Raw genomic sequence first — 18,243 nt, forward strand, 5'->3', positions numbered from 1 at the left:
TTCAGAACCACCGCGTCGTTTGTATCGCGAGCAAGCCCGCTCCCACATTGTTCACCGTTTAACGAGCTGTGCTGACGCGGTCTACCAGGTAGACCAGGCCGTGGTAGTCGATGCCGCCATGTTGGCTCAGGCCGATTTCACACGTGCGGCTGGTCGATATTCCTTCGCTGCAATGCTGCACAGCGTCTTTTAAGGTGCGCAGTGAGTGGGCGTTCAGCTCGGGGGTGGTAAAGCCTTTGTCGCCGGCAAAGCCGCAGCAATGTATCCCCTCCGGTATCACCACCTCGGTGCTGCACAGGCGTGCGATGTCGATCAGCGCCTGGCTTTCGCCCAAATGCTGGGTGCTGCAGGTGACATGCACGGCGATGGGGGCGGTTTGTGGGGTGAAGTTCAACTTATCCACAAGGTGGGTGCGGATGAAGCGCACCGGGTCGTAGAGGTCGAGGCGGGTTTCGCCCAGGTCCTGGACCAGGCGCAGGGTGCAGGGACTGGTGTCGCAGTAAATGGGGTCGACCCCGCCACGGCTGGCGTGCAGCAAGGCGCCGATGAGTTCCTGGCGTTTGTGTTCAGCCTGTTCGTTGTAGCCCTTGGAGGCAAACGGCTGGCCGCAGCACAGGCTGTCCATGTTCTCGGGGAAGACCACTTGGTAACCGGCTTTTTCCAGCAGGTTGCGGGTTTTGTCGAGCAACGAGGTTTGCTCTTTGTCGCCTGCCGCCGGGCCCATGACGCGGGACACGCAGGCCGCCAAATACACCACCCGCGGGCGGGCATCTTTAACCGGCGGGCTGAAGCGTACCGCTCGCTCGGGTTGCGGCATGGCGTTGGTCCAGAGCGGCACGCGGCCTTTGCTGGCTTTGGTCAGGGCTGCCGAGATTTTGCCCAGGCGCGGCGCACCCAGCAAAATGCGTGCGCCATTGGCCACGTGCAGGGTGAAGCGCGCACCCTGTAGCGTGGTTGCAAAGTGGTTGCCCAACAGGTCGGCGGCTTTGAGGTGGTTGGCGCTGCGCGCGCGCAGTTTTTTCACCAGTTCGCCGGTGTTGATGCCCACCGGGCAACGCTGGGCGCACAAACCGGTGGCGGCGCAGGTGTCGATGCCTTGGTAGGCGTAGGCTTTTTCCAGCTCGCGGGTGTCGACCCCGGCGCGCTTTTTGGCCTGAATGTCTCGCCAGATCACAATCCGTTGCCGTGGGCTGAGGGTCAGGCCTTTAGAGGGACACACCGGCTCACAAAAACCGCACTCGATGCACTTATCCACAATCTCGTCGGCGGCCGGCATCGGCTTGAGGTGTTTGAGGTGGATGTGCGGGTCTTCGCTGAGCACCACGTCGGGGTTGAGGATGCCTTGCGGGTCGAGCAAACGCTTGAGTGCCCACATTAATTGGTAGGCGTCGCTGCCCCATTCCAGCTCAACAAACGGCGCCATGTTGCGCCCGGTGCCGTGTTCGGCCTTGAGCGAGCCGCCAAACTCCACGGCGATCAGTTGCGCCACGTCGTCCATAAACGCTTGGTAGCGGGCGACTTCTTCGGGGTTGTTAAAGCCCTGGGTGAACACAAAGTGCAGGTTGCCTTCCAGGGCGTGGCCGAACAGGATCGCTTCGTCGTAGTGGTGTTTGTCGAACAGCTCGATCAAGCGGTTTACGCCGATGGCCAGTTGCTCGACCGGGAAGGTCACGTCTTCGATGATCACCGTGGTGCCGGTTTTGCGCACCGCGCCGACGGCCGGGAAGGTGTCTTTGCGAATCGCCCAGAGTTTGGCGTTTTCGCCGGGGTTCTCGGTGAAGTCGACTTGTTTCTCGACCGCAAAGTCGGACAGCGACGCCATGATCTGCGCCAGTTGTTCGTGCAGCAAGGTTTGGCTGGCCGCGCGGGACTCGATCAGCAGGGCGCAGGCATTGGCTGACAGTTCTTTAACGAACGCGGGCATGCCGGGTTTGTCTTGCACCGAGCGCAGGCTGCGGCGGTCGAGCAGCTCCACGGCTGACACGGGCTGGCTTTTCAGCACGGTGACCGCGTTGCAGCAGGTCTCTACGTCGGGGAAGACGATCAGCGCCGAGGCTTTGTTGGGGTGGTCGATGACCGTGTCGTAGGTCACCGAGCTGATAAAGCCCAGGGTGCCTTCGCTGCCGACCAGCAAGTGGCTGAGGATATCCAGCGGGTCATCGAAGTCGACCAGGGCGTTGAGTGACAGGCCCGTGGTGTTTTTCAGACGATATTTGTGGCGGATTTTTGCAGCCAATTCAGCATTGGCGCGGGTCTCGCGGGCCAATGTCGCCAATTGGTCGAGCAGGGCGCCGTGGCTTTGACGAAAGGCGGCGATGTTGGCCGCGTCTTCGGTGTCTACCCGGGTGCCGTCTGCCAGTACCACGCGGATACCGGCCAGGGTGTGGTAGGTGTTTTGCGCAGTGCCGCAGCACATGCCGCTGGCGTTGTTGGCGACGATGCCGCCGATTTTGCAGGCGTTGATCGAGGCCGGGTCGGGGCCGATCTTGCGTCCGAACGGTGCCAGCCAGGCGTTGGCTTGCGCGCCGATGACCCCCGGTTGCAGGCGGATTTGCGCGCCTTGCTGGCGAATGACTTTGCCGTTCCAGTTGTCGCCGAGCACGATCAGCACTGAATCGCTGATGGCCTGGCCCGACAGGCTGGTGCCCGCGGCGCGGAAGGTGACGGGCACCTGGTCGCGACGGGCAAGGTTGAGCAGTTCGACCACTTCGTCTTCAGATTCGACGCGGATCACCAGTTGCGGGATCAGCCGATAAAAGCTCGCGTCGGTGCCGAAAGCCAGGGTGGAAAGCGGGTCGGTGAAGCGGCGGTCGTCGGGGATCAGCCGCTCGGCATCACGGGTAAACGTCGCAGGCAGGCTCATGCGTCCTCCAGAATTAATACCACCAGGTCTTTCGGGCCGTGGGCGCCGTAGGCCAGTACTTGTTCGATGTCAGCGGTTTTTGACGGGCCAGACACCAACAATGCGTTAGTCGGCATGCCCGCGGTCCAGTTCATTTCACGTTGCACTGAATAAAAGTTGTCGCGGATTTGGCTGGCTTTGAGCAACGCAAAATGCACCGGCGGTACCAAGCTCATCAGGCGCGGTTCTTCCGGTGTTGGCCAGAGGATCAAGCTGCCGGTGGCGGCAATCGCGCCCAAGGTGGTGGTGAAGCTGGCCGGGGTGTCATTGAACAGCTCGGCTTTCCATTCTTCCACGGGGCGGTCGTAGGCTTTGAGTGGGGGCAGCGCAGGGTTTTGTGCCCAATGCGCCGTCACTTTCTGCCCGTGCGCTGTGGTTGGGGCGATTAACAGGCTCGGCAATTGGCGGTCGCAGACTAATTGCGCCAGCAGAGCGGGCCAGTCGTGCTCGGTGGTGAGGTGGATTTCGGTGTGCACGGCTTCCATCAACTTACGCAGTTGCGGGATGCGTTGCTCCGGGGTGTAGGTCCACGGTTCTGTCACCAATACTTCGTCGAAGGTGTCAGGCACGGGTGTGGTGCCTGTCAGGCTTTTACGCAGTTTGTTGAGGATGTTTTGCTTGGCGCTCATCGCGAGGCTCCCGACTTTTTCGCCATGTGTTCGCGGGCCATGTCATGCAGCGAGCGGGCGGCAGGTGTGGGGGCGCTGTGGTTTTGGGTCCACGGGCCTACGTTGTTTGGCGTTAGCCCGCGCAGGCGGGTGGCAGCTTTGACGAACACGCGGTAGAGCGTGGGCGAGCTGTTGAGCTTGGCCCACAGGTTCCACATGAGGCGCTCTTTGCGTGAGTACTTGCTGCCTTGGCCGCGCATGATGCGTGGTACGGCATCGGGCGATTTAACGTTCTCTTCGCGTAGCCGACGCAGCAATGCCGGGATCGGAATTTTTACCGGGCACACTTCGCCACAGGCGCCGCACAACGACGAAGCGCTGGGGTGATCCGGGACTTTGCCCAGGCCGACCATGTGCGGGGTGATGATTGCGCCAATGGGGCCGGGGTACACCTCACCGTAGGCATGACCGCCGATGCGGGTGTACACCGGGCAGTGGTTCATGCAGGCACCGCAGCGAATGCAGTTGAGGGTTTGGCGCAGTTCGCTGTCAGCAAACGCCTGGCTGCGACCGTTGTCGAGCAGCACCAGGTGGACTTCTTCGGGGCCGTCGAGTTCGCCGGGTTTGCGTGGGCCGGAGATCATGTTGACGTAGGTGGTGATCGGTTGGCCGAGGGCCGAGCGGGTCAGCAATGACACCAGCGGTACAACGTCACGCAGGTTTTCGACCACTTTCTCGATGCCGGTGACGGCAATGTGTACTGGCGGCACGGTGGTCGACATACGCCCGTTGCCTTCGTTTTCGACCAGCAGCAGGGTGCCGGTTTCGGCCACGGCGAAGTTGACGCCGGACACGCCGATGTCGGCTTCGAAAAACTTTTGGCGCAGCACGCGACGACCGATCTGGATCAGTTGGTCGACGTCTTTGGTGTATTCAACGCCGAGCTTGTTGTGGAACAGGTCGGCCACTTGCCCGGCGTTCTTGTGGATCGCGGGCATGATGATGTGGGACGGCTTCTCGTTGTCGAGTTGAACAATGTACTCGCCCATGTCGGACTCAAGGCATTCAATGCCTTGTGCGCCGAGCACGTGGTTCATTTCCATCTCTTCGCTGACCATCGACTTGCCTTTGATGACTTGCTTGGCAGCACGGCGGCGGGCAATCGAGAGCACGATGTCATTGGCCTGCTCGACGGTTTCGGCCCAGTGCACCTGCACACCGTTGCGGGTCAGGTTGGCTTCGAGGCGTTCCAGCAGGTCAGGCAGTTTGGACAGGGCACGGGCGCGGACGGCATTGCCCAGTGCACGCAAATGCTCGCGTTCTTGGGCATCGCTGAAGGACACCGCGCGTTTGGTCATCAGCGAGTCCATGGCGTTGCGAAAGTTATTTCGCAATTGTTTGTCGGCCAATGCCTCGTGGGCGCGCTCGCGGAAGTCTTCGATGACAACAGCAGGGATCAACGCACTCATTGTGCACCTCCGGTGCGTTGCCACAGGAAGCTGGCCAGATGCTGACCGCGCAGGGCTTTTTGCTGTTTTTCGAGGGAGCCGTTGATGTTCATCAGGCAGCCGCAGTCAGCGGTCAGCACTTGGTGCGCGCCGGTTTCAATCAGGGCGCGGGTCTTGTCGGCGACCATGGCACCGGAAATATCAGGCAGGCGCACGCTGAATGTCCCACCAAAGCCGCAGCATTCGCTTTCATGGCTGTGGTCGATGCGCTCGACGTTGCCCAGTTGCGCGAGCATTTCGCGGCCGTGCAGGTGGGTGTTCATTTCGCGGCGGGCAGAGCAGGAGGTGTGCAGCGCGACTTTGATCGGGGCGCCGCTGTCCTTGAAATGCACTTTGCACACGAACAGCAAAAATTCGGTGAGTTCAAAGGTGCGTTCGGCCAGGGCGTGGACCTTTTTCAAGGTGTCTGGCTCGTCTTTGAACAGGTCTTCGTAGTGTTCGCGCAGCATGCCGGCGCAGGAGCCGGAAGGCACGACCACGGGGTAAGCTTCGGCAAACAGCGCCAATTGTGCGCGGGCCACTTCGCGGGCCTGGTCGGTGTAACCCGAGGTGTAGGCCGGTTGCCCGCAGCAGCTTTGGCCTTGCGGGTAGTCCACTTCGATGCCTTCGCGTTCGATCAGGTGGATCGCGTCCATCCCGGCTTCGGGGTAGAAGAGGTCGACGACGCAGGTGCCGAACAGGTAGACCTTGCGGGGTTTGTGCGCCGGGTAATGGCGCGGGGTCGGAAGGGGTGGGGCGACACGGGTCGCGTTGGGCACGGCGTTGTAAAAAAGCTCGCTCATCAGGCGTCTCCGGGTGGTCCCGGTTATAGATCCACGGTAGCGGCTGAAAACCCTCTTCAGCCGCGAGGCAGACCGGGTAATAAAGTGTGGGCGCCGGGGACGTGCCCCGGCGCTTTTAACGTGGTGTAACCATAGCGCTGTTGCTTAATGCACCAGCATGCCGGTGAACCAATACGCCTGGGCGAGCGTGATCAGGCCAACGATGGTCGCGAAGAACAGGCTGTGTTTGAGGGTGAAGCGGAACAGGTCGGACTCTTTGCCCACCAGGCCGGTTGCCGCACAGGCGACCGCGATGGATTGTGGCGAGATCATTTTGCCGGTCACGCCACCGCTGGTGTTGGCGGCCACCATGAGGGTGTCGCTGACGCCGATCTGGTGCGCGGTGGTGGCTTGCAACGAGCTGAACAGGGCGTTCGACGAGGTGTCGGAGCCGGTCAGGAACACGCCCAGCCAGCCGAGGAACGGCGAGAAGAACGGGAACGCGGCGCCCGTACCGGCCAATACCAGGGCCATGGTGGAGGACATGCCCGAGTAGTTGGTCACGAAGGCAAAGGCCAGCACCATGCCGATGGACAGGATCGGCCAGCGCAGTTCGTAGAGGGTCTCTTTGAAAGTGGTCAGACCGGTTTTTATGTCGATTTTCAGAATCAGCATCGAGATCAGTGCCGAGAAGAAAATCGCGGTGCCGGTGGCTGAAATCGGGTCCAGTTTGAACACGGCGGCAATGGCGGTTGGCGCGTTGACGATCGGTGCGGTTTTGATCACCAGTTGATCAAGGTGCGGGATCGCAAAGTTGAACACCCAGCCGTACATCGAACCGCCTGGCGAGAACAGAGCCTTGAAGGGTTTGAGGGTCCAGATGGTGACCAGTACGGTCAGGATCAGGAACGGTGACCAGGCCTTGAGGATTTGCATCAGGCTGTAAGGCGAAACCATCAAGTTGTTTGGTTTGCCGAAACCGCCTGCGCTGGCGGTAACAACTACGTCAGAGCTCACGCCCGGAATCTGCGCGCCGGCGGTGCGTTTTGGCTGCCAGATTTTCAGGAACAGGGTCAGGCTGATCAGGCTGGCCAGTGCCGAGGTGATGTCCGGCAGTTCTGGGCCAATGTAGTTGGAGGTGAAGTACTGGGTGACGGCGAAGCTCAAGCCGGCCACCAGTGCTGCCGGCCAGGTTTCACGCACGCCGCGCAGGCCGTCCATCATGAAGACCAGCCAGAACGGTACGAACAGCGACAGCAGCGGCAGCTGGCGACCGGCCATGGCGCCGATCTTGAACGCGTCGATGCCCGTGACTTGGCCTGCCACGATAATCGGAATGCCGAGGGCGCCGAAGGCCACCGGGGCGGTGTTGGCGATCAGGCACAGGCCAGCGGCGTACAGTGGGTTGAAGCCCAGGCCTACGAGCAGGGCGGCGGTAATCGCTACCGGAGCACCGAAACCGGCTGCGCCTTCGAGGAACGCACCGAAGCAGAAGCCGATCAGCAGCACTTGCAGACGCTGGTCATCGGTAATCGACAGGACGGAACTGCGGATGATTTCGAACTGGCCGCTTTTAACGGTCAGTTTGTAGAGGAACACCGCGGCAACGATGATCCAGGCAATCGGCCAGAGGCCATAAGCAAATCCATACCCTGCGGCGGCAATCGCCATGTCGACCGGCATCTGGAAGGCGAAGATCGCCACCAGAATCGACAAGGCAAGGGTAATGCTGCCAGCCACGTGCCCTTTGAGACGGAACACTGCCAAGGCCAGGAAGAAAAACACAATCGGGATAACGGCCGCGAGTGCGGACAAGCCGAGGCTGCCGAGCGGGCTGTAAAGCTGTTGCCAGGTTTGCATATGGGGTGGCCCCTAATTGTTATTGGTCGATGCTGCTGACTGCATTTGGGTAATTGGTAATACCAATTTACAATCGCTGTCGGCTAGGTTAAAAGCCTTGTATGGCGTGTGTCAATTTGCCGCTACTTAATCTTTAGTCGCGCTGTTCGTTGCCTGGGCAACTGATGGGGTAAAAGGCGGTTTTTCTGATAGGTGTTTGGCGAGCGCCAATCGGCGAGAATAGAGGGCCCAGCGCGTGGTCGGGTGCGTGGAGAGCAGTTATGGGGTTTGGTCAAATCCGTCAGCGCCGTTTGTCGGACGATATTGTCGAGCAGCTTGAGGGCATGATCCTTGAGGGCACGTTGAAGGCCGGTGAGCGCTTACCGGCCGAGCGTGCGCTGGCGGAGCAGTTTGGGGTGTCGCGCCCGTCGTTGCGTGAAGCGATTCAAAAGTTGGTGGCCAAAGGCTTGCTGATCAGCCGCCAGGGCGGTGGCAACTATGTGGCGACGTCGCTGGGCTCGACTTTCAGTGACCCGTTGCTGCAATTGCTGGAAAGCAACCCGGAGGCGCAGCGCGATTTGCTGGAGTTTCGCCATACCCTGGAGGCGTCTTGCGCGTATTACGCAGCATTGCGTGCGACCGAGATGGACCGTGAGCGGCTGCGGTTTGCCTTTGAGCGGTTACAGGATTGCTATACGCGGGTGGATGAGGTGAGCCGGGCCGAGGAAGGGGAGGCCGATGCCAACTTTCACCTGGCGATTGCCGAGGCGAGCCACAACGCGGTGTTGTTGCACACGATTCGCGGGTTATTCGATTTGCTCAAGCGCAACGTGGTGACCAACATTGGCGGCATGTACAAGCAGCGCAGCGAAACGCGCGACATGCTGATTGATCAGCACCGCGAGTTGTATCTGGCGATTGTGGAGGGTCGGGCTGAGGATGCGCGGGGCGTTGCGAGCCGCCATCTCATGTACGTGCAGGAAGTATTGGAGGAGGTACGTCAGGAAGTTCAGCGCGTGGCGCGGGCAGAGCGACGTAATGGGCTGTGAACTGCTCTGTGGGAGCGGGCTTGCTCGCGATAGGATCAATGCGCTGTGCTAGAGACACCGCGTTGTCTGAATCGCGAGCAAGCCCGCTCCCACAGAATGTACGCCAACAGCAAGCAACAGGACTTAGTCGTCCTTGCCCTTGTTGCGCACCGCGCGTTGCAGCTCGCGATCAGAGTCGCGCTCACGCTCGGTATGGCGCTTGTCGTATTCCTTCTTGCCTTTACCCAGGGCAATTTCGCACTTGATCAAGTGCTTGCTCCAGTAAAGCGAGAGGCAGACGCACGCGTAACCCTTTTGCTGCACAGCAGCGGCCAGCTTTTCAAGCTCGCGCTTGTTAAGCAGCAGTTTGCGGCTGCGCACCGGGTCGGCGATAACGTGCGTGCTGGCGGTCGTCAGCGGCGAGATATGGCTGCCGAGCAACCAGGCTTCGCCGTCTTTGAGGAGCACGTAGCTGTCGACCAGCTGTGCCTTGCCTGCACGCAGACTTTTTACTTCCCAGCCGGCCAGGACCAGACCAGCCTCGAACCGATGTTCGATGAAGTAATCGTGTCGCGCTTTTTTATTCTGCGCGATGGTCCCTGTGGGGTGCTTCTTCTGTTTAGCCATAGGGGCGGCATTATAGGCAGTTGCGAGCGAGTCGGCTACGGTCAACCTGTGTGCTTGAGCACGTAGTTTGATTCCCGGACAATACACGCTCATTTTTGAGTGCTTGGGCGTAATTTTCTTACCTCGCGTATCATGCTGCCCTTGTTCGTCCTGATTGTTTTCTTGATGCGCTTATGCGGCGCCACTTGGCACCCTGAGGGTGTTTGCCGCCCAGCTGTGGAATTAACGCTGACATGACTACCCATATCCAACGTTCCGCCTTGCTGCCGTATCCGGCGCAGGCTTTGTATGACCTGGTTAACGACGTGGCGCGTTATCCGGAGTTTTTGCCGTGGTGTTCATCGGCCGAGATTATCGAAAGCACCGAGTCGCTGATGCGCGCCAGTCTGGGCGTGGCCAAAGGTGGCTTGAGCCAGCACTTTGTTACACGCAACACGTTGACGCCGGGGCAGTCGATTGAGATGAACCTGGAAGAAGGCCCGTTCACCAAGCTGCACGGTCTCTGGGTGTTCAAGCCGTTGGGCGAGAAGGCCTGCAAAATCAGCCTGGACATGACCTTTGACTACGCCGGTGCAATCGTAAAGGCGACCTTGGGGCCCCTGTTTAATCAGGCGGCCAATACCTTGGTCGACGCGTTTTGCCAGCGCGCCAAGCAGCTGTATGGCTGATTCTGTGATAGCGATTGAAGTGGTTTATGCGGCGGTTGAGCGTCAGCAATTGCTGGCGCTGACTGTGCCTGAGGGCACGACGTTACGCGCGGCGGTGCTGGCGTCAGGGATTGGTCGGGCGTTTCCTGAGCTGGACCTGGAGCATTGCCCTGTGGGGATCTTTGGCAAGCAGGTCATGGATCCGCAGGTGCGCGTGGTGCAGGCCGGTGAGCGGATCGAGATTTACCGACCGCTGTTGGCTGACCCCAAAGAGATTCGCCGTCAGCGGGCTGCAAAAGCGGCCGAGGCCAAGCGATTGAGCGGGCTGTAAGTCGATTTTTTAGCAGGCAACAAAAAGCCCGGCATGCCGGGCTTTTTTGCAACGCGCGATTATTGGTCGCGGGTGTCCAGCGGTGTAGGCGTCGGGACGGGTACTGTTTTAACGCCGTCGACGTCTTTCTGGATTTGATCAAGCAACGAGCCCGGTTTGGCCGGCACTTCGCTCTTCTCGGCAGGTTCTGGTGCCGGATCCGTTGGTGAGATCACCTCGGTCGACCCTTCTTTGCCCAGAATCGCTTCGTCGCGGCTCACGCCCGGCTTGAAATCGCCTGACAGGCTGACGAGCTGATCGTTCTGGTTGAAGAACACACTGATGCGTTCTTGTTGGCGTTCACCGCCGCCGGGCTGCAGGCTATACAAATAATCCCAGCGATCAGGGTGGAATGTATCGGTCAGCAGAGCGTTACCCATAATAAACTTCACTTGCCGACGGGTCATTCCCGGGCGCAACTGGTTTATCATGTCCTGCGTGACGACATTGCCCTGTTGGATGTCGATTTTGTAAACCCCGGGGAATGAACAACCGGCGAGTGCGAGCAGTCCCACAAAGGTGAAACTGGTTAGCAAGAGCTTGGTGTTTTGCATCGGTGGGCGACTTCCACTATCTTGGCTGGGACAACGTAAACGCCGATCATACCCGTATTAAGAGAAGCTGCGAAGCCGCTTCCGCGAGAAAGCTAACCATGGTTGAAAATAGCGAACTACGTAAGGCCGGACTTAAGGTGACTCTGCCACGAGTCAAAATTCTACAAATGCTGGACTCTGCTGATCAGCGTCACATGAGCGCCGAGGATGTTTACAAGGCACTGATGAACGCGGGCGAGGACGTCGGTCTGGCCACGGTTTACCGTGTGTTGACCCAGTTTGAGTCAGCAGGGCTGGTGATCCGCCACAATTTTGATGGTGGTCATGCGGTCTTTGAACTGGCTGATGCCGACGGTGGTCACCACGACCATATGGTCAACGTGGACACCAGTGAAGTGATTGAGTTTTTCGACGAAGAGATCGAAAAGCTGCAGCACGCCATTGCCACTAAACATGGCTTTGAGTTGGTGGATCACAACCTGGTGCTGTACGTACGCAAGTCAGGTAAATAAGCATGTCGCGCGAATTTCGGTTCGCGAAACGATCGAAGGCGACCTCTGAGTCGCCTTCGTGCTATCTGAAATGTAATTTTTTATGACCGTTCGTCGCTAAGCGGCCAAATTCTTCGCAGTGACGACCATTTTCTTGGCGTGAGCTAACGATTCTTTGGTCAGGTCTATACCGCCGAGCATGCGCGCCACTTCTTCTACGCGCTCTTTTTTGCTCAATTTGGAGACGGCGGTACGGGTTGTCTCGCATTCGCGCACTTTGTGCACAAATAGATGTTGATGGCACTGCGCTGCCACTTGCGGCAGGTGAGTGACTGTCAGCACTTGGCCGCGCTCGCCCAAGCGGCGCAATAGCTGGCCCACGATCTCGGCGGTCGGGCCGCCGATGCCCACGTCCACTTCGTCGAATACCAAGGTGGGGACGCGTGAGGTCTGTGCGGTGATGACCTGGATGGCCAGGCTGATACGCGACAGTTCGCCGCCCGACGCCACTTTGGCCAGCGCCTTGAGGGGTTGCCCCGGGTTGGCGCTGACCAGTAGCTCTACGTGTTCAAGGCCGTGAGGCATGGGGTCGCTGCTGCTCATTGGGCGCAGTTCGATCACAAAGCGCCCGCCCGGCATACCCAAGCGCTGGATTTCTTCTTCTACCGCGCTGCCCAAGCGGGTGGCGGCATGGCTGCGCAGGTCGCTCAGTTCACGTGCGCACTCTTGATAGTGGCGTGCGTAAGACGCTAGCTCATGGGTCAAGCGCTCGATGTTTTCATCGTTGGCGTTCAGGGTTTCGAGTTCATCGAGCAGGCGTTGCTGCAGAGCGGCGACCTCGGTTGGCTGCACGCGGTGTTTGCGCGCCAGCGAGTAAATGGTGTCGAGCCGTTCTTCGAGGTACTGCAGGCGACCGGGGTCGGCATCAAAGTGGTCGATGAAGCGGTTGAGTTCGCCTACGGCTTCTTCGACCTGGATTTGCGCGCTGGCCAGCAGGTCGGTGGCTTCGTTCAATGAGCCGGTATTGTTATGAATGCTCGCCAGACGGTTCAGGCTGACGGTCAGGGCGTTGAGCACGTTGCCGGAGTCGTTTTCGCTGCACTGCTCAACAACCTGCCGGCAAATGGTCAGCAAGGTTTCGGCGTTGGTCAGGTTTTTGTGTTCCTGCTCCAGCTCTTCCAGCTCGTGTTCACCGAGTGACAAGGTTTCGAGTTCTTCGATCTGGTAGCTCAGCAATTGGTGACGTGCGCGCTGTTCATCGCCCGAGTTGGACAGGTGTTCCAGCTCCTGGCGGGTCTGGCGCCAGCGTTGTGCGGCCAGTTGCACCTGACGGGCGAGGTCGGTGGCGCCTGCGTATTCGTCGAGCAGGCGGCGGTGGGTGTCGGGCTTGAGCAGCGACTGGTGTTCATGCTGGCTGTGGATGTCGATCAGCAGCTCGCCCAGAGCCTTGAGGTCGCCTTGGGGGCATGGCGTGCCATTGATGTAGCCGCGCGAGCGACCTTCGGCGGTGATGACGCGGCGCAAGATGCACGGGCCATCACACTCAAGGTCGCGCTCGGCCAGCCAGGCACGCGCTTCGGGAATGTCCTGCAGGTCGAAGGTTGCCAGAATGTCGGCTTTTTCAGCGCCGGGGCGAACCACCCCGTTGTCTGCGCGGTCACCTAATGTCAGGCCCAGCGCATCGAGCATGATCGATTTACCTGCGCCGGTCTCACCAGTGATTACACTCATACCGCGATCCAGCTCTAGATCGAGATGTTCAACGATGGCGTAGTTATGTACGGACAGGTGCACCAGCATGGGAGCGGCTCCAAAACGTAATGTCTGGTTATTTATACAGTGTTTTGTTTCGTGCTGACAATGGCTGTGCTTAGTTCTATTTGCTTGGCATTGAGGCTTTTTTAGGCTGTTTTGTATGGGCGGGTGGGGTGCGCCGAGGCGTTAAAAGGCAATTGTTAGTGCTTTTTGGCTCTTGAACCTGAAAATTGCGACCCCATATACCGAGGCAGAAGCGCGAGTCGAGCTCGCGGACGAAGTTTGAAAGGAGAAATCTATGGCAGACGAACAGACTATGGATACGCAGAACCAAGACGCTAATCAGGCTGCTGATGTTGCAGGCGTAGATCTGGTGGCACGTGTGCAGGAGCTCGAAGAGCAACTGGCGGCAGCTAACGATCAAGCTTTGCGAGTGGCTGCTGATGTGCAGAACGTTCGCCGTCGTGCCGAACAGGACGTTGAAAAAGCACACAAATTTGCATTGGAAAAATTTGCTGGCGACCTGTTGCCGGTGATCGACAGTCTGGAGCGCGGCCTTGAGCTGTCCAGTCCGGATGACGAAAGCATTCGCCCAATGCGTGAAGGGATCGAGCTGACGCTGAAAATGTTCCAGGACACCCTGAAGCGTTATCACCTGGAAGCGATCGATCCGCATGGCGAACCCTTCAATGCCGAGCACCATCAGGCAATGGCCATGCAGGAAAGCGCTGACCTGGAGCCAAACAGTGTGCTCAAGGTGTTTCAAAAAGGGTATCAGCTCAATGGTCGCTTACTGCGCCCGGCTATGGTCGTAGTCAGCAAGGCGCCAGCGCCGGTTTCGCCATCGATTGACGAGCAGGCTTGAAATCGGCCGCAAGGCCCCCATTTAGATGTCATGCGTTTAGAAATGCCGTAGTTGGTCATTACTGCTACGGCAAAAAAATTCAAATTTAGGGAGAGTGAAGATGGGCAAAATTATTGGTATCGACCTCGGGACCACCAACTCGTGCGTGTCGGTTCTGGAAAACGGTAAAGCAAAAGTTATCGAAAACGCTGAAGGCGCGCGTACTACGCCGTCGATCATTGCGTACGCCAACGATGGTGAAATTCTGGTTGGCCAGTCAGCCAAGCGTCAGGCAGTGACCAATCCGCATAACACCCTGTACGCGGTGAAGCGTCTGATCGGTCGTCGTTTTGACGAAGAAGTTGTACAGAAAGACATTCAGATGGTCCCTTACAAAATCGTCAAGGCTGACAATGGCGATGCGTGGGTTGAAGTGAACGGCCAGAAAATGGCTCCGCCACAAATCTCGGCTGAAATTCTGAAGAAAATGAAGAAAACCGCCGAAGACTACCTCGGCGAAGCAGTGACTGAAGCGGTTATCACCGTGCCTGCTTACTTCAACGACAGCCAGCGCCAGGCGACCAAAGACGCCGGCCGTATCGCGGGTCTGGACGTAAAACGCATCATCAACGAACCAACCGCAGCTGCTCTGGCTTACGGTATGGACAAAGCGAAAGGCGACCACACTGTCATCGTTTATGACTTGGGTGGCGGTACTTTCGACGTGTCGGTGATCGAAATTGCTGAAGTTGATGGCGAGCACCAGTTTGAAGTGTTGGCGACCAACGGTGACACGTTCTTGGGTGGTGAAGACTTTGACATTCGTCTGATCGACTACCTGGTTGACGAGTTCAAGAAAGAAACCGGCATGAACCTTAAAGGTGACCCGCTGGCGATGCAGCGTCTGAAAGAAGCTGCAGAAAAAGCAAAAATCGAGCTGTCTTCGAGCCAGTCGACTGACGTGAACCTGCCGTACATCACTGCAGACGCGACCGGTCCTAAGCACTTGAACGTGAAAATTTCGCGCGCCAAGCTGGAATCGCTGGTTGAAGACCTGGTTCAACGCACCATCGAACCTTGCCGCATTGCTCTGAAAGACGCAGGTATCGACGTTGGCGCGATCAACGACGTAATCCTGGTCGGTGGTCAGACCCGTATGCCGCTGGTTCAGAAGCTGGTAACTGAATTCTTCGGTAAAGAAGCACGTAAAGACGTGAACCCGGACGAAGCAGTTGCCATGGGTGCTGCTATCCAGGGTGCTGTATTGGCTGGTGACGTTAAAGACGTTCTGCTGCTGGACGTAAGCCCGCTGACTCTGGGTATCGAAACCATGGGCGGCGTAATGACTGCTCTGATCGAGAAAAACACCACGATTCCTACCAAGAAATCGCAAGTGTTCTCGACGGCTGACGACAACCAGGGCGCTGTGACCATTCACGTGCTGCAAGGTGAGCGTAAGCAAGCGGCTCAGAACAAGTCGTTGGGCAAGTTCGACCTGGCGGACATTCCACCCGCTCCACGTGGCGTGCCTCAGATCGAAGTAACCTTCGACATCGACGCTAACGGTATCTTGAACGTAAGCGCGAAAGACAAGGCGACTGGCAAGTCCCAGTCCATCGTGATCAAGGCGAACTCGGGTCTGTCCGAGGACGAAATTGCTCAGATGGTTCGTGACGCTGAAGTCAACGCTGAAGAAGACCGTAAGTTCGAAGAGCTGGCAGCGGCACGTAACCAGGGCGACGCACTGGTTCACTCGACTCGTAAAATGATCGTCGATGCTGGCGATAAAGTGACCGAGGAAGAGAAAACTGCAATCGAAGCTGCAGTAGTAGCATTGGAAGCCGCTGTTAAAGGCGACGACAAAGCCGCTATCGAAGCCAAGGTTGAAGAGCTGTCCAAGGTGTCTGCTCCAGTCGCACAGAAAATGTACGCTGAGCAAGCGAACCCGGCAGACGCAGCGGCCAAGCCAGCTGATTCGGCTGAAAAAGCGGACGACGTTGTCGACGCTGAGTTCGAAGAAGTTAAAGACAACAAGTAATAAGCTTGTTGGTCGGCCGGTTAACCGTGCATAAGCGGTGGCTGGTAGGATGTCGCCGCGCGGGAGCTTGCTCCCGCGTTGGCGTGTCTGGAGCAAGGGAATTTTTACAGCATGCGACAAGCTCGGATGCTGGCGGTTGAGGCAGGGACTTCTTTGTGTTTCTGCCCGAGGTGACCGCTCCTGTCGGCCAATGCATTGGCTGTTAATCAGAAACCAATATCGTTGAAAAGACGTGAGTTGAGCCTTGTACGTTCAGGCTCAGCGGGTTTGGTGAGGCTCGGGAGGGTTCTTCCAAACGTCCTTGAGAGTGCAAAGAATTATGGCAAAGCGCGACTATTACGAAGTATTGGGTGTCGAACGGACCACCACTGTGGTCGAGCTGAAAAAAGCTTATCGTCGTCTCGCAATGAAACACCACCCGGACCGTAACCCGGGTGACAAGGCCTCTGAAGAGCTGTTTAAAGAGGCTAACGAAGCGTATGAAGTGCTGTCAGATACCAGCAAGCGTGCTGCTTATGATCAATACGGTCATGCGGGTGTTGACCCGCAAATGGGCGGCGGCGGTGCAGGTTTTGGTGGCCAGAACTTCTCCGATATTTTCGGCGATGTGTTCAGTGATTTCTTTGGCGGTGGCCGTGGCGGCTCCCGGGGCGGCGCGCAGCGCGGTAGCGATTTGCGCTACACGCTGGAGTTGAACCTGGAAGAAGCGGTGCGCGGGACTACGGTCAATATTCGTGTGCCGACGCTGGTCAACTGCAAGCCGTGTGACGGTTCGGGCGCGAAGAAGGGTTCTTCGCCTGTGACCTGTACCACCTGTGGCGGTATTGGCCAGGTGCGCATGCAGCAGGGTTTCTTCTCTGTGCAGCAGACCTGCCCGCGTTGCCATGGTCAGGGCAAGATCATTTCCGACCCGTGCGAAAGCTGCAACGGCGACGGCCGCGTAGAAGAATACAAAACCCTGTCCGTGAAAGTGCCTGCGGGTGTTGATACGGGCGACCGTATCCGTCTGTCGGGTGAAGGCGAGGCGGGTGTGCAGGGTGGCCCGGCGGGTGACCTGTACGTGGTGATCGAGGTGCGTGAGCACGCGATTTTCCAGCGCGATGGCAAGCATCTGTTCTGCGAAGTGCCTATCAGCTTTGCTGATGCGGCGCTGGGTGCAGAGCTGGAAGTGCCGACGCTGGATGGTCGGGTCAAGCTCAAAGTGCCTGAAGGTACACAAACCGGTAAGCAATTCCGTCTGCGTGGCAAGGGTGTATCCCCGGTGCGTGGCGGTGGTGTTGGCGACTTGATGTGCCGCGTCGTGGTCGAGACTCCGGTGAAATTGAGCCGTCGTCAGCGCGAGCTGATGGAAGAGTTCCGCTCGACACTGGAAGGTGATAGTTGCCATTCGCCAAACGCGACCGGTTGGTTCGAAGGCGTGAAGCGCTTCTTCGGCGACTTATAAGGAGCGGGGCATGCGACGTATAGCTGTGATGGGCGCTGCCGGGCGCATGGGCAAAACCCTGATTGACGCGGTTCAACAGCGCTCGCCGGTGTGCGGGCTGACGGCGGCGGTTGTCCGTCCGGGCAGTTCGCTGGTGGGCGCTGATGCCGGTGAGCTGGTGTCGCTCGGGCGGATTGGCGTGCCGCTGTCTGCAAGCCTTGAAGACGTGGCAGATGAGTTCGATGTGTTGATCGATTTCACCCTGCCTGAGGTGATGCTCGGCAATCTGGCGTTCTGCCGTCAGGCGGGCAAGGCTATGGTGATTGGCACCACGGGCTTGAATGCTGCGCAAAAGCAGTTGTTGGTTGACGCTGCCAAAGACATCCCGGTGGTCTTTGCCTCGAACTTCAGTGTTGGCGTTAACCTGTCGTTCAAGCTGCTGGATATCGCAGCGCGGGTGATGGGTGATGATGCCGACATTGAAATCATCGAAGCGCACCATCGTCACAAAGTCGACGCGCCGTCGGGCACGGCCATGCGCATGGGCGAAGTGATTGCCGATGCGCTAGGGCGTGACCTGCAAAAGGTTGCCGTTTATGGTCGTGAGGGCCATACCGGTGCACGTGAGCACGAGACGATCGGTTTTGCGACCGTTCGTGGCGGTGATGTGGTGGGTGACCATACGGTGCTGTTTGCGGCCGAGGGTGAACGTTTGGAAATTACCCACAAGGCATCCAGCCGTATGACCTTCGCCAAGGGCGCTGTTCGCGCTGCCCAGTGGCTCGATGGGCGCGAGCCCGGCCTGTACGACATGCAGGATGTGCTCGACCTGCGTTGAGTCATCTTTG

Annotated in this window: 16 protein-coding genes; 8 read left to right on the forward strand and 8 right to left on the reverse strand. The window is 58.5% G+C overall.

From position 1 onward, the window contains the following. Nucleotides 1-58: 58 nt before the first annotated feature. The 5 genes from TU84_RS22835 to TU84_RS22855 form a co-directional block, all read right to left on the reverse strand. Nucleotides 59-2,863 carry an FAD-binding and (Fe-S)-binding domain-containing protein gene (locus TU84_RS22835; RefSeq protein ID WP_048373221.1) on the reverse strand — a complete coding sequence of 935 codons (2,805 nt, stop codon included), beginning with the start codon at nucleotides 2,861-2,863 and terminating at the stop codon, nucleotides 59-61. After that, a complete protein-coding gene (locus tag TU84_RS22840) occupies nucleotides 2,860-3,531 on the reverse strand; it encodes a LutC/YkgG family protein (RefSeq protein ID WP_048373223.1) in 672 nt (223 codons plus the stop codon). Before TU84_RS22840 ends, TU84_RS22835 begins: the two co-directional genes overlap by 4 nt. Beyond that, nucleotides 3,528-4,979, reverse strand: coding sequence for a LutB/LldF family L-lactate oxidation iron-sulfur protein (locus tag TU84_RS22845; RefSeq protein ID WP_048373225.1), 1,452 nt, complete (start codon nucleotides 4,977-4,979; stop codon nucleotides 3,528-3,530). The genes TU84_RS22840 and TU84_RS22845 overlap by 4 nt, the downstream gene beginning before the upstream one ends. After that, nucleotides 4,976-5,800 carry a (Fe-S)-binding protein gene (locus tag TU84_RS22850; protein WP_048373227.1) on the reverse strand — a complete coding sequence of 275 codons (825 nt, stop codon included), beginning with the start codon at nucleotides 5,798-5,800 and terminating at the stop codon, nucleotides 4,976-4,978. Before TU84_RS22850 ends, TU84_RS22845 begins: the two co-directional genes overlap by 4 nt. A gap of 144 nt (nucleotides 5,801-5,944) precedes the next feature. Then, the gene (locus TU84_RS22855) at nucleotides 5,945-7,639 is read right to left on the reverse strand and encodes a lactate permease LctP family transporter (RefSeq protein ID WP_048373229.1); all 1,695 of its coding nucleotides are present in this window, start codon (nucleotides 7,637-7,639) and stop codon (nucleotides 5,945-5,947) included. A gap of 260 nt (nucleotides 7,640-7,899) precedes the next feature. Here TU84_RS22855 and TU84_RS22860 point away from each other — a divergent pair, with 260 nt between their 5' ends. Beyond that, the gene (locus TU84_RS22860) at nucleotides 7,900-8,667 is read left to right on the forward strand and encodes a GntR family transcriptional regulator (RefSeq protein ID WP_048373231.1); all 768 of its coding nucleotides are present in this window, start codon (nucleotides 7,900-7,902) and stop codon (nucleotides 8,665-8,667) included. A 123-nt stretch (nucleotides 8,668-8,790) separates the two neighbouring features. Here the strand turns inward: TU84_RS22860 and smpB are convergent, their stop codons facing one another. Then, nucleotides 8,791-9,273 carry an SsrA-binding protein SmpB gene (smpB, locus tag TU84_RS22865; protein WP_048373233.1) on the reverse strand — a complete coding sequence of 161 codons (483 nt, stop codon included), beginning with the start codon at nucleotides 9,271-9,273 and terminating at the stop codon, nucleotides 8,791-8,793. Nucleotides 9,274-9,506: 233 nt separating this feature from the next. Here smpB and TU84_RS22870 point away from each other — a divergent pair, with 233 nt between their 5' ends. Then, nucleotides 9,507-9,941 (forward strand): type II toxin-antitoxin system RatA family toxin, encoded by a 435-nt coding sequence (locus TU84_RS22870; protein ID WP_048373235.1) that lies wholly within the window; start codon nucleotides 9,507-9,509, stop codon nucleotides 9,939-9,941. Continuing rightward, a complete protein-coding gene (locus tag TU84_RS22875) occupies nucleotides 9,934-10,251 on the forward strand; it encodes an RnfH family protein (RefSeq protein WP_048373237.1) in 318 nt (105 codons plus the stop codon). The genes TU84_RS22870 and TU84_RS22875 overlap by 8 nt, the downstream gene beginning before the upstream one ends. 59 nt (nucleotides 10,252-10,310) lie before the next feature. Here TU84_RS22875 and TU84_RS22880 read toward each other — a convergent pair whose 3' ends face one another. After that, nucleotides 10,311-10,844, reverse strand: a complete 534-nt coding sequence (locus TU84_RS22880) for an outer membrane protein assembly factor BamE (protein ID WP_048373239.1) — start codon at nucleotides 10,842-10,844, stop codon at nucleotides 10,311-10,313. Nucleotides 10,845-10,942: 98 nt separating this feature from the next. Here TU84_RS22880 and fur point away from each other — a divergent pair, with 98 nt between their 5' ends. Next, complete coding sequence (gene fur, locus TU84_RS22885; protein WP_048373240.1) at nucleotides 10,943-11,356, forward strand: ferric iron uptake transcriptional regulator; 414 nt, start codon at nucleotides 10,943-10,945, stop codon at nucleotides 11,354-11,356. Between the two features lie 96 nt (nucleotides 11,357-11,452). Here the strand turns inward: fur and recN are convergent, their stop codons facing one another. Further along, nucleotides 11,453-13,135, reverse strand: coding sequence for a DNA repair protein RecN (recN, locus tag TU84_RS22890; protein ID WP_048373242.1), 1,683 nt, complete (start codon nucleotides 13,133-13,135; stop codon nucleotides 11,453-11,455). A gap of 253 nt (nucleotides 13,136-13,388) precedes the next feature. Between recN and grpE the strand changes: the two genes are divergently transcribed. From grpE to dapB, 4 genes are all read left to right on the forward strand, one after another. Then, nucleotides 13,389-13,955: a nucleotide exchange factor GrpE gene (grpE, locus tag TU84_RS22895; protein ID WP_048373243.1), complete on the forward strand. Its 567-nt coding sequence runs from the start codon at nucleotides 13,389-13,391 to the stop codon at nucleotides 13,953-13,955. Nucleotides 13,956-14,055: 100 nt separating this feature from the next. After that, on the forward strand, nucleotides 14,056-15,972 hold the full coding sequence (dnaK, locus tag TU84_RS22900) for a molecular chaperone DnaK (protein WP_048373245.1): 1,917 nt from the start codon (nucleotides 14,056-14,058) through the stop codon (nucleotides 15,970-15,972). Between the two features lie 319 nt (nucleotides 15,973-16,291). Next, nucleotides 16,292-17,416: a molecular chaperone DnaJ gene (gene dnaJ, locus TU84_RS22905; protein ID WP_048373247.1), complete on the forward strand. Its 1,125-nt coding sequence runs from the start codon at nucleotides 16,292-16,294 to the stop codon at nucleotides 17,414-17,416. A gap of 10 nt (nucleotides 17,417-17,426) precedes the next feature. Next, nucleotides 17,427-18,233 carry a 4-hydroxy-tetrahydrodipicolinate reductase gene (gene dapB / locus TU84_RS22910; protein ID WP_048373248.1) on the forward strand — a complete coding sequence of 269 codons (807 nt, stop codon included), beginning with the start codon at nucleotides 17,427-17,429 and terminating at the stop codon, nucleotides 18,231-18,233. Nucleotides 18,234-18,243 lie beyond the last annotated feature (10 nt).

Source organism: Pseudomonas helleri, assembly GCF_001043025.1.
GTDB classification, from domain to species: Bacteria; Pseudomonadota; Gammaproteobacteria; order Pseudomonadales; family Pseudomonadaceae; genus Aquipseudomonas; species Aquipseudomonas helleri.

What these genes read in the sequence shown, in the direction of transcription:
- TU84_RS22870 (WP_048373235.1), top strand. Translation starts at nt 9,507, where the DNA reads ATGACTACCCATATCCAACGTTCCGCCTTGCTGCCGTATCCGGCGCAG.
- TU84_RS22850 (WP_048373227.1), bottom strand. Translation starts at nt 5,800, where the DNA reads ATGAGCGAGCTTTTTTACAACGCCGTGCCCAACGCGACCCGTGTCGCC.
- TU84_RS22860 (WP_048373231.1), top strand. Translation starts at nt 7,900, where the DNA reads ATGGGGTTTGGTCAAATCCGTCAGCGCCGTTTGTCGGACGATATTGTC.
- TU84_RS22835 (WP_048373221.1), bottom strand. Translation starts at nt 2,863, where the DNA reads ATGAGCCTGCCTGCGACGTTTACCCGTGATGCCGAGCGGCTGATCCCC.
- dnaJ (WP_048373247.1), top strand. Translation starts at nt 16,292, where the DNA reads ATGGCAAAGCGCGACTATTACGAAGTATTGGGTGTCGAACGGACCACC.
- TU84_RS22840 (WP_048373223.1), bottom strand. Translation starts at nt 3,531, where the DNA reads ATGAGCGCCAAGCAAAACATCCTCAACAAACTGCGTAAAAGCCTGACA.
- TU84_RS22880 (WP_048373239.1), bottom strand. Translation starts at nt 10,844, where the DNA reads ATGCAAAACACCAAGCTCTTGCTAACCAGTTTCACCTTTGTGGGACTG.
- dapB (WP_048373248.1), top strand. Translation starts at nt 17,427, where the DNA reads ATGCGACGTATAGCTGTGATGGGCGCTGCCGGGCGCATGGGCAAAACC.
- recN (WP_048373242.1), bottom strand. Translation starts at nt 13,135, where the DNA reads ATGCTGGTGCACCTGTCCGTACATAACTACGCCATCGTTGAACATCTC.
- fur (WP_048373240.1), top strand. Translation starts at nt 10,943, where the DNA reads ATGGTTGAAAATAGCGAACTACGTAAGGCCGGACTTAAGGTGACTCTG.
- TU84_RS22875 (WP_048373237.1), top strand. Translation starts at nt 9,934, where the DNA reads ATGGCTGATTCTGTGATAGCGATTGAAGTGGTTTATGCGGCGGTTGAG.
- dnaK (WP_048373245.1), top strand. Translation starts at nt 14,056, where the DNA reads ATGGGCAAAATTATTGGTATCGACCTCGGGACCACCAACTCGTGCGTG.
- grpE (WP_048373243.1), top strand. Translation starts at nt 13,389, where the DNA reads ATGGCAGACGAACAGACTATGGATACGCAGAACCAAGACGCTAATCAG.
- TU84_RS22845 (WP_048373225.1), bottom strand. Translation starts at nt 4,979, where the DNA reads ATGAGTGCGTTGATCCCTGCTGTTGTCATCGAAGACTTCCGCGAGCGC.
- TU84_RS22855 (WP_048373229.1), bottom strand. Translation starts at nt 7,639, where the DNA reads ATGCAAACCTGGCAACAGCTTTACAGCCCGCTCGGCAGCCTCGGCTTG.
- smpB (WP_048373233.1), bottom strand. Translation starts at nt 9,273, where the DNA reads ATGGCTAAACAGAAGAAGCACCCCACAGGGACCATCGCGCAGAATAAA.